Genomic DNA, 7895 nt, shown 5'->3' on the forward strand with positions numbered 1-7895 from the left:
GCGCTAAAAAAATAAACGGCAGCCTCGCAAAAGAGGCTGCCGTTTTGAGTGCCGCTGTTACGTCAGTTATTCGGACGCTTGCGCAGCGGCCGGCGAATGGCACCGGGCGGGTGAACCGCTTTTCGACGCCAGCACGTAGTAAGTCAGTGCGGTTGCAACCAGGCCCACCATCCACGACACATCCGCGCCGCCCAGGATCGATGCCCAGGGGCCGTGGAAAAAGCTTTCTTCCATGAACGGCACCTGAATCGCAATACCAAAGACGTAAATCGCAAGCGCCTTGATATTCACCGAGCCATACATGCCGCCATTGCTGCTGATGATTTCCGACACGCGGTAGCGGCGGTGATTGATCAGATAGAAGTCGACCAGATTGATGGCGATCCACGGTGCGAGCACGATGCGCATCGCGAAGATCGCCGTGAGGAAGATCGCGATGAAGTTGCTCGACGCCCACAGCGCGGTGACGGTGGAGGCAACCAGCAACAAGGCCGATACGAGGATGCGCACCTGGCGCCCCGGTACCCAGTGAGGGCGGAAGGTCTGCGCGGCGGTGATGATGGAGAGCACGCCGCCGTAGAGATTCATGCCGTTGTGGCCGATGATGTTGATCAGAAAGAGGCCGATCAGCACATAGCCGAATGCGCCGGTTTGCGTGCGGATCGCTTCCATCGCATCGGTGGCGTGGCCGGTGCTCACAGCCAGCACGCCGAACAGGAACGCGAAAATCGTGCCCAGCGAGGTGCCGAAGTAGGTAAAGGCGAACGTCTTCGCAAAGCCCGTGGTGGCGGGCATATAGCGCGAATAATCGGACGTGTAGGGGGCGAAACTGATCTGCCACACGGCGCACAGCCCGAACATCGCAAACCAGTTGGCGAGATCGAAATGGCCTTGATGGAACGCGCTCGCGTCGAGGCTGGGGATCAGCATGACCATGCCCACCACCAGCGCGCCGCCCATGAACCACGCGCCAATCTTGTTGAAGCGGTGAATGAAGTGATAGCCGATCACGCCAACCAGCGTGGCGAGCACCGCGCCCAGCACGGTGCCAACATGGACAGGCACGAAAGGCGCGGCGGTGTGCAGCGTTTTGCCCGCGAGAATGATGTTGGAAACGAAGAACCCGAGATAGATCAGCGTGGTGAAGCCCACCACCAGCAAGGAACCGTAACGCCCGAATTGCGCACGGCTTTGAATCATCTGCGGCACACCCACGAGCGGGCCTTGCGCCGACGTGAGGGCATGAAAGATCGCGCCAAAAAACTGGCCGGCGGCGATTGCGAGAATCGCGCTCACCAGATCGAGGTGGAAAATCAGTACCGATGTTGCGCCGGAAATCACCGCGAGCGGCGCCACATTCGTGCAGAACCACAGCGTGAACAGATCGGCGGGCTTGCCGTGTCGATTCTCCGGTGCAACATATTCGATCGAGTTGCTTTCGATGGTCAGAACGCTGTTATCGTTCGCCGGGTTTGTCATCATGTCTCCAACTTTATTGCCAGTCCACGTGTCACCGCACACGCAGGGTGCGACGACGCGTGGCGTCTACGGCTATGGTGTTATCGGCGCGCAAGCCGATTGTTTAGCGTCTAGCGCATCACGAACGGATCGCTGATCGGTTCGTCCGAGGTGCGCAGCCAGACCGATTTCGTGGTCGTGTATTCGAGCGCGGCGCTCATGCCGCCTTCGCGTCCGTGACCCGAGAGGCCAAAGCCGCCGAACGGCACCAGCGGCGAAACCGCGCGATAGGTATTGATCCACACGATGCCGGAGCGCACGCGCTTCGAGACACGATGCGCACGCGTGAGGTTGGTCGTGAAGATGCCTGCTGCCAGGCCATAAGCCGTGCTGTTGGCTTTTTCGATCGCTTCCTGCTCGGTGGAGAAGGTGTCCACGGAAAGCACCGGGCCGAACAGTTCGGTGGTGATGCTGTCCGCGTTTTCCACGCCGGTGCAGTCGATGATGGTTGGCGCAAAGTAAAAGCCGTCGCGATCGAGCGCCTTGCCGCCCGCGAGCACTTTCGCGCCCTGATTCACGGAGTTCGCCACGATCTTTTCGATGTGGCGAAGCTGGCGCTCCGTACACAGCGGGCCATATTCCGTGGCCAGATCGTCAGGTGCGCCCACCTGAATGCGCGACACGCGTTCGACCAGCATCGAAAGAAACTGCTCTTTCACCGACGCTTCCACCAGCAGGCGCGAGCCCGCCACGCAGCTTTGACCGCTGGCCGCGAAAATAGCCGCAACCTGCGCATTCACCGCGCTCTGGATATCGGTATCGGCGAATACGATGAACGGCGATTTGCCGCCCAGTTCCAGCGAGACCCTGGCGAGGTTTTTCGATGTGTTCGCAACGATATGCCGCGCCGTTTCCGGGCCGCCCGTAAAGGCAACTTTATCGACATCGGGATGGCTGCTGAGCACCGCGCCGCATTCCGGCGCGAAACCGGTAATCACGTTCACGACGCCGGCAGGGAAGCCCGCTTCGTGAACCAGCCTCGCGAATTCGAGCAGCGGGCCGGGCGCTTCCTCGGAGGCCTTGAGGACCACCGTGCAACCGGCGGCCAGTGCCGGACCGACTTTCACCGCCGAAAGAAACAACTGGCTATTCCACGGCACGATCGCGGCCACCACGCCCACGGGCTGACGTTCGAGCCACACCTGCATATCGGGCTTGTCGACCGGAATATGGCTGCCTTCGAGTTTGTCGGCGATACCCGCGTAGTAGCGGTAGTACTCGGCCACATAGGCGATCTGGCTCGACGTCTCGCGGATGATCTTGCCGGTATCGTGCGTTTCAATTTCAGCCAGACGCGGCGCAGCCTTTTCCACCAGATCGGCGAGCTTGTGCAGCAGCTTGCCGCGCGCCGATGCGGTGAGCCCCGCCCACGCAGGATCGTTCAAGGCGCGGCGGGCGGCGGCCACGGCGCGGTTGACCTCGCCGGTGCGGGCTTCGGGCATCTGCGCCCACACCTTGCCGGTGGCCGGATTGATGCTGCCGAAGCTGGCGGCGCCCGGCTCGAACTGCCCGTCGATATACAGCTGGAACTGAACACTCATGGAATCCGTCCCTTACCTGAACGCAGGCATCACGTCGTTGATCATGCGTTCGAGCGAGGCTTTCTTGCGCTCGAAGCTCATGCCGGTGTCGATCCAGAAAGAATACTCGTCGAAGCCCAGCGCTTCGTAAGCCTTCAGACGGCCGATCACTTCTTCAGGTGTGCCGATCACATTGTTCTTGCGCATCGCCTGCGGCGTATAGAACGGATGGGCATCCATTTCTTCCTTCGTGAGCGGCTTGATCATGCCCTGGCTGACCGGACGCTCGTTCTTGAACCACGCGCCGAAGTAGTTGTAGAACGCGTTCACTTCTTGCGCAGCCACCTGTGCATCGTCTTCGTTGCTGGCCACATAGGTGTGGCGCAGCAGCATGATCTGCGGGCGCGGCACGTCGCTGAACTTCTCGCAGGCGGCATTGAAGTGGCCCACCAGTTTTTCGACTTCTTCGTCGCCGAAATGCAGCGGGGTGACCTGCACGTTGCAGCCGTTCGAGACCGCGAATTCGTGGCTGTTCGGATCGCGCGCGGCCACCCAGATCGGCGGATGCGGCTGCTGCAGCGGTTGCGGCGCGGACGTCGTCGAGGGAAATTGCCAGAACTCGCCTTCGTGCGCGTAGTCGCCTTCCCAGAGCTTTTTCACGGCGGGAATCAGTTCGCGCATGCGCTGGCCCGCGCCCCACGCGTCGAGGCCCGGCATCAGACGTTCATATTCGAACGAATAGGCGCCGCGCGCAATGCCCAGATCCAGACGGCCGCCCGTGATGATGTCGGTCATCGCGGCTTCGCCGGCGAGCTTGATCGGGTGCCAGAACGGCGCGATCACCGTGCCGGTGCCCAGACGCACGTTCTTCGTCTTGCTTGCGAGATCCACGAGGTTGAGGAAGGGATTCGGCGCGATCGTGAAGTTCATGCCGTGATGCTCGCCGGTCCAGACGGCATGCATGCCGCCACGATCCGCGATCTGGCACAGCTCGACCATTTCGTCATACAGCTGCTTTTGACTGGTCTGGTCGGAGACGCGCTCCATGTGAACGAAAAGCGAAAAACGCATGGTGGGACCTTTCAGGAAAGAAGCGGGCGGACCGTGCCGTTGCTGTGGTCGCCGTAGTACATACCGTAGCTCTTGAGCTGGCTCTCCTTGCGATAGCGCTGCAGCATGCTGGCCGTTGCGCTGTCCTGGAACTGATCCGGCTCGATCTCGTCGAGGCTCACGAAATCTCCCGACACCGCCGCTTCATCGGGCGCGCTGCAGAGGAAAGAGATGTACTGGTAATGGGTTTCGGTGTTGTTATAAGCCGAATAAATAAAGCTTGCAGAGGCATCGGGCTGATATTTGTCGAACAGTTCGGCGAGCGCCTTGTCCGCGCCTTCCTTGCCGATTTCTTTCGACGGCAGGCCCCATTTGTTATCGGCGGTGCGGGTCAGCAGGACCTTGTCGTCGCGCGCGATGATGGCGCTGACGATCACCTTCGGCCCGGCGATCACTTCGGCCGACACCTTGGCCGGCGTGAAATAGCCGCCGCGGTAGTAGCCCAGGCCCGCGAAGCCCGCTGAATGGAACGCCTCGACCTTGCCGACCAGCAGGGCGTGGTCGCCCGCATCGATCACGGCGTGCGTGGTGCAGTCGAACCACGCGCTCACATCGGCGAGCAGCGGGTTGTCATTCGTGCTCAGATTCCAGTTCACGTTGGCGAAACGGTCTTCGCTGGGACGGGCGAAGGTGTTGGACAGATCCTTTTGTCCTTCCGCGAGGATATTGATCGCGAAGTGGCGCGTGCTCGAAAACGTCTGATAGTTGCTCGAAGTCTTCGCAATGCTCACCAGCAGCAGGGCGGGATCAAGCGACACCGACGAGAACGAATTCGCGGTAAAGCCGAGCGGCTGGCCATCGTCGCGCGAGGTGGTCACGATGGTCACGCCGGTCATGAAGGCGCCGAATGCGTCGCGAAGTTCTCGCGTATTGATCGGAGCAAGCACGGGTGCGGTCGTGGGAACGGTCTCTTGGCTCATATCAGACTTCCGACTTCAAGGGTTCAACCGGCGCTTCGGTCTGTGCTTCGATGTGCGCTTCGATCTGCGTTGCAACCGCCAACCAGTCGCGCAAGGCGCGATTGACGGCTTCCGGCGCGGTCAGGTTCACCATGTGGCGCTCGTCTTCGATCACCACGGCGCGGCCATTGTGCGCGGCGGCGGCCATCTGGTTCGCCATCTCGGGCGTGGAGTTCGGATCGTCCGAGCCGGTCAGCACGAGCGCCGGGCAGGCGATGTCGTGCCAGCCGTCGGCGTAGACTTCGTCGCCCTTCGCGAAAGCCGTATACGCCGTGGCGTAGCCCGCGAGATCGACCGACTTCAGCCACGATTCCACCTTATGCGCGGCGATCTGCTGCGCTTCTTCGGCGTTGAACCAGCGCTTGAGCGGCGTTTGCACGTCGATGGTGCCGGAGCGCAGTTCGGCGGCGCGCCGCAACACGGCTTCGCGCGCCTCGGGCGTGCGGCGATACACGCCGTTCAGGACTGCCACGCGTTTGACCAGATCTGGCCGCGTGACGGCCACGCCTGCGGCGATCAGCGAACCCATCGAGTGGCCCGCCAGATTCACGGGACCGGCGTGCAGCGCCTCGATAAAAGCAATCGCCCACGCCACGAACTGCTGGAGACCCGCACCGGCGGCGAGCGGGGCGCTCTGGCCGTGGCCCGGCATATCGACTGCAATCACGCGGAAATCGCGCGACAGGTCGTCGATCTGCGGATACCACGCATGCGCCTGCATGCCTACGCCGTGAATCAGGACGAGCGGCTCGCCACTACCTTGTTCGAGGTAGTGCGCGACGCGCTTATCGGACAGCTGCAGGGTTCTTGACGTCATTTCCGAGCTCTGCGAGGTCTTGGTAGCGATCGCCGATGCGGTGATGCGGACGGCCACCCGTTGCGCCGCCGATGGCGATGACGATTTCATCGGCTGCGGGCGCATCGGGGATGGCGAATTGCAGCGTCAGGTAGTGCGAGCGACGGCCTTCGTCGTTCTTGTCCATCATCGGAATGAGCAGCGGCGCATTGGCCGGGCCGCGCGTGTTGTTGAACGCCAGATACGACTTCGCGCCCACCGCCGAACGGTACTTATTGCCGAAATGCAGCGTGTGGATCAGCGCCGATGCGTGTTCCAGTTCGCCGTCCAGACCGACGATCGCGCTCTTGCCGAACGCTTCCACCGCTTCGCCCGAACCGGCTTCATCGATGATCAGTTTGGTCAGATGGGCGCTCAACTGCGGCGCGAGTTCGCGGATTTCCGGCGAGAGGTCCTCCACATAGCCACGGCCCGCCCACGGGTTTTTGATGACGGCAACCGCGCCAATCAGCTTCAGCGGCTTGGCGGCGTCCTTGTCGCCGTCGACGAAGACGGTTTCGACATGGAGGATGGACTTGCGAATCAGGCTCATGGCGCATTCCTTGGGTGCGTTGATTGTGGTTGATAGTTTGGTATACCATAGTACGGCATGCCATGAGTGTTAACCCTGAAATGAATCTGACTATTGAAAATCCGCCGGTGACGCTGCGCGAACTGTCCTTGAACAAGCTGCGAAATGCGATCATCAGCGGCTATTTCCCGGCGGGAAAGCGGTTGGTCGAACGCAGCCTGTGTGAAGAGATGGGCGTGAGCCGATCGGTCGTGCGCGAGGTGATGCGCTATCTGGAGGCGGAAGGCCTCGTCGAAACCGTCACGGGCAAGGGGCCGACCGTATCGACGTTGAGTTGGGACGTGGCCGCGCAGATCTATCAGATCCGCATGGTGCTGGAGCAGGGCGCGGTGGCGTCCTGCACGCAGAATCTGACGCCGGAGACCGCGCTTGAGCTCCAGGCCCTGCTGGCTGAATTCAAGGCGGCGTTCAGCGGCGACGACGTGAATGCGATCGTCAATCTGTCGTCGAAGCTGTATGAGAAGATTTTTGCGGTCGCGGGGCAGAGCGTCGCGTGGGAAGTCGTGCAGCGGCTCAATGGCCGTATCAGCCGTCTGCGCGCCATGACGATGAAATCGACCCGACGTAGTGAAACCGGATACCAGCGTATCGATAAAATCTGTCGCGCGATTTGCGAACAGCGCGATCCGGAGCTGGCGAAACTGGCCGTGCATGCACATATCAGCGAAGCGGCCGCCATTGCACAACGCATTCTTGAGAACGAAAAGGAGAAATCATGACGGCATACTGGATCGCTCACGTGACGGTGCTCGACGCCGACAAGTACAAGGGCTATACGGACGCCGCGCCGGAGGCTTTCAAGAAGTACGGCGCGGTATTTCTGGCGCGCGGCGGCGCGTATGAGGTGCTGGAAGGCGCAGCGTTCCAGCGCCATGTCGTGATCCAGTTCAAGGACATGGAGACCGCGCTGGCCTGCTATCACTCGCCCGAATATCAGGCGGCCAGGGCGAAGCGCGAAGGGTATAGCACCGCCCAGATTACGATTGTCGAAGGTTTGCCGGGCTGATCGACTGGCTGAAGTGAAAACGCGGGGATGCAATGTCCCCGCGCGTTGGTTCCGCTACGCCCCGCCATAGACATTCCCCCGCCGCGAATCGTCAATGATATCCATCTAATGGATAATACCTCGCATATATGATTGATTTGACAGATGCGAGAGCCATCGCTAATTTGTCATGCCGAGACGTTATGCATTCCCATCGACCGCTAGTTTCCCACTCGATGGAAGCGATCTAGTTTGCAATCCAAATGAATACAACAAAAATCGAACGCATCGAAACCCGCCTCGTCGATCTGCCGACGATTCGCCCGCACAAGCTCTCCGTGGCGACGATGTACGGCCAGACGCTGATGCTGGTGAA

Annotated in this window: 8 protein-coding genes; 2 read left to right on the forward strand and 6 right to left on the reverse strand. The window is 61.0% G+C overall.

Translation table 11 applies throughout. The annotated features are described in order from the left end of the window. Positions 1–66: 66 nt before the first annotated feature. From F4827_RS32970 to F4827_RS32995, 6 genes are all read right to left on the reverse strand, one after another. Positions 67–1482, reverse strand: a complete 1416-nt coding sequence (locus F4827_RS32970; protein ID WP_260175534.1) for a cytosine permease — start codon at positions 1480–1482, stop codon at positions 67–69. A 107-nt stretch (positions 1483–1589) separates the two neighbouring features. Next, positions 1590–3059, reverse strand: coding sequence for an aldehyde dehydrogenase (locus tag F4827_RS32975; protein WP_183732819.1), 1470 nt, complete (start codon positions 3057–3059; stop codon positions 1590–1592). Positions 3060–3071: 12 nt separating this feature from the next. Beyond that, complete coding sequence (locus F4827_RS32980) at positions 3072–4109, reverse strand: LLM class flavin-dependent oxidoreductase (RefSeq protein WP_183732822.1); 1038 nt, start codon at positions 4107–4109, stop codon at positions 3072–3074. Between the two features lie 11 nt (positions 4110–4120). Beyond that, on the reverse strand, positions 4121–5068 hold the full coding sequence (locus F4827_RS32985) for a flavin reductase (protein ID WP_183732825.1): 948 nt from the start codon (positions 5066–5068) through the stop codon (positions 4121–4123). Position 5069: 1 nt separating this feature from the next. Further along, on the reverse strand, positions 5070–5924 hold the full coding sequence (locus tag F4827_RS32990) for an alpha/beta fold hydrolase (protein ID WP_183732829.1): 855 nt from the start codon (positions 5922–5924) through the stop codon (positions 5070–5072). Next, a complete protein-coding gene (locus tag F4827_RS32995) occupies positions 5893–6495 on the reverse strand; it encodes an amino acid synthesis family protein (RefSeq protein ID WP_183732832.1) in 603 nt (200 codons plus the stop codon). Before F4827_RS32995 ends, F4827_RS32990 begins: the two co-directional genes overlap by 32 nt. 80 nt (positions 6496–6575) lie before the next feature. Between F4827_RS32995 and F4827_RS33000 the strand changes: the two genes are divergently transcribed. Together F4827_RS33000 and F4827_RS33005 are read left to right on the forward strand one after the other, a co-directional pair. After that, a complete protein-coding gene (locus tag F4827_RS33000) occupies positions 6576–7253 on the forward strand; it encodes a GntR family transcriptional regulator (RefSeq protein ID WP_183732851.1) in 678 nt (225 codons plus the stop codon). Further along, positions 7250–7540: a DUF1330 domain-containing protein gene (locus F4827_RS33005; RefSeq protein WP_183732835.1), complete on the forward strand. Its 291-nt coding sequence runs from the start codon at positions 7250–7252 to the stop codon at positions 7538–7540. Before F4827_RS33000 ends, F4827_RS33005 begins: the two co-directional genes overlap by 4 nt. The last annotated feature ends 355 nt before the right edge of the window (positions 7541–7895 follow it).

Source organism: Paraburkholderia bannensis (assembly GCF_014200455.1).
GTDB classification, from domain to species: Bacteria; Pseudomonadota; Gammaproteobacteria; order Burkholderiales; family Burkholderiaceae; genus Paraburkholderia; species Paraburkholderia bannensis_A.

What these genes read in the sequence shown, in the direction of transcription:
- F4827_RS32970 (WP_260175534.1), bottom strand. Translation starts at nt 1,482, where the DNA reads ATGATGACAAACCCGGCGAACGATAACAGCGTTCTGACCATCGAAAGC.
- F4827_RS32975 (WP_183732819.1), bottom strand. Translation starts at nt 3,059, where the DNA reads ATGAGTGTTCAGTTCCAGCTGTATATCGACGGGCAGTTCGAGCCGGGC.
- F4827_RS32980 (WP_183732822.1), bottom strand. Translation starts at nt 4,109, where the DNA reads ATGCGTTTTTCGCTTTTCGTTCACATGGAGCGCGTCTCCGACCAGACC.
- F4827_RS32985 (WP_183732825.1), bottom strand. Translation starts at nt 5,068, where the DNA reads ATGAGCCAAGAGACCGTTCCCACGACCGCACCCGTGCTTGCTCCGATC.
- F4827_RS32990 (WP_183732829.1), bottom strand. Translation starts at nt 5,924, where the DNA reads ATGACGTCAAGAACCCTGCAGCTGTCCGATAAGCGCGTCGCGCACTAC.
- F4827_RS32995 (WP_183732832.1), bottom strand. Translation starts at nt 6,495, where the DNA reads ATGAGCCTGATTCGCAAGTCCATCCTCCATGTCGAAACCGTCTTCGTC.
- F4827_RS33000 (WP_183732851.1), top strand. Translation starts at nt 6,576, where the DNA reads ATGAATCTGACTATTGAAAATCCGCCGGTGACGCTGCGCGAACTGTCC.
- F4827_RS33005 (WP_183732835.1), top strand. Translation starts at nt 7,250, where the DNA reads ATGACGGCATACTGGATCGCTCACGTGACGGTGCTCGACGCCGACAAG.